Here is a 1,400-nt window from a genome sequence, read left to right as displayed (position 1 = left end):
CACCGATGATCAATTGGCAGACGGTGGTCGTCATGGGGCGCATGGTAACCAGCCCGGTGCGGCCCGTACAGCGCCTTTCAGGTGCGGGAAGCCCACGCCAACGGCCATCACTCCGGACTTCCAAACCGAATCGCAGACCTCACTCGTGCCTTTTCCGCTTCCACCTCCCGGTTGCGCGGCTCTGCGTTGGTGACCAGCGAAGCCATCAGCACTCGGGCCGAGGCGGCGACCTCTGCAACTGCCCTTTCGAATGCCGCTTCGTTGGCCTTGGATGGCACTGAAAACCCGCTGAGCTTTCGCACGAACTGCAGCGAGGCGTCGCGGATTTCCAGTTCGGTGGCGGGGGGCTCGAAATTGAACAGCGTCTTGATGTTTCGGCACATGGGTGACTCCAGGATTCGATTCAGCGCGCGCCGCGGTCAAAGGGAAGCCTGAATGCGGCAGGGCACAGCCATCCCAGCACCAGCGCGACGATGAACAGGGCCGGCACGTCGCCGAGCAGGTGTCCGGTGTGCATCGGGTTGGCCGTGGCCTGGACGGCCATGACTGCGGCGTGGACGATGCTCGACCAGATGGTGAAGGCGATCAGGCTGAGGTGCTGGACGGGATTGCGGGAGGCGATCAGCAGGAAGACGCCGAGCGTGGCGTACAGGGCGATGATCATCTCGATGTACTCCGAGTGGCCGTGGTGCCATGCCCAGCCAGCTGGCCACAGCACCGTCAGCGGGTACACCCCGAAGATGAAGATCAGGCCGAAGGTCAGCAAGGCGAAGCGAAGAGGATTCGACTTTCTTTGCGTATTCATGCCGCACTCCCGTGCTCTGTGACCCGGCGACTGAAGCGCCGCGAATTTTCGCGCCGCACCGTTTTGCGCTGCACACTAGCACGCCCGAAATGGCATGGCCATGCGCTCTTGCTGCAAGCCGTCGCGGGGCGGAATCATCGTTGACCTCTGACCTTCCGACGGACGCCTGCCCAGCGAGCGGGGCTGTCCTTGACCGTGGGGCAGGCGGGCGCCGACCTATGAACACGGGTTTCCCTGAGGTGACGGGCCGGATTGGTTCGCGAAGTGACATGCTTGGTCACTCCGGGCGTGGCATTGATCGTGCATCATCCGGAAAGCGCTCGTCCGGCCCTAGGCTTCACCGGATCGGCGCTGCATAGCATGAGAAGTTCTGAGTTCCCCATCTTTGGCTCCGCCGGCCACCTCTCTGCTCGCGCGGTGCGCGTTGCGTGGATGTCCGGCCTCATGCTGTCCCTTGCCGGTTGCACGCATGTGCCGCTGGTCGGCGGCTGGCTGGGCGGCGACAAGGGCGGCACCGCGCCGGTGCCCCCGCCACCTGCGCCGGTGCAGCCCTACCAGGCGACCGGGCACGAGCCGGAATGGCGCATCGACCTCG

General features: G+C 64.7%; 2 protein-coding genes. Both read right to left on the bottom strand.

The window, feature by feature from the left end; all coding sequences use genetic code 11:
* Positions 1–107: 107 nt before the first annotated feature.
* Positions 108–383 (bottom strand): DUF2277 domain-containing protein, encoded by a 276-nt coding sequence (locus FKP22_RS30395; RefSeq protein ID WP_141291929.1) that lies wholly within the window; start codon positions 381–383, stop codon positions 108–110.
* Between the two features lie 20 nt (positions 384–403).
* Positions 404–766, bottom strand: coding sequence for a DUF6632 domain-containing protein (locus FKP22_RS30390; protein WP_310733398.1), 363 nt, complete (start codon positions 764–766; stop codon positions 404–406).
* Positions 767–1,400: the final 634 nt, after the last annotated feature.

Origin of the sequence: Ideonella azotifigens (genome assembly GCF_006519715.1) — a bacterium.
Classification (GTDB): domain Bacteria; phylum Pseudomonadota; class Gammaproteobacteria; order Burkholderiales; family Burkholderiaceae_C; genus Ideonella; species Ideonella azotifigens.
This window is presented reverse-complemented; position numbering and strand designations above follow the sequence as displayed.

Coding starts and splice junctions, on each gene's coding strand:
- FKP22_RS30395 (WP_141291929.1), bottom strand. CDS start 383: ATGTGCCGAAACATCAAGACGCTGTTCAATTTCGAGCCCCCCGCCACC.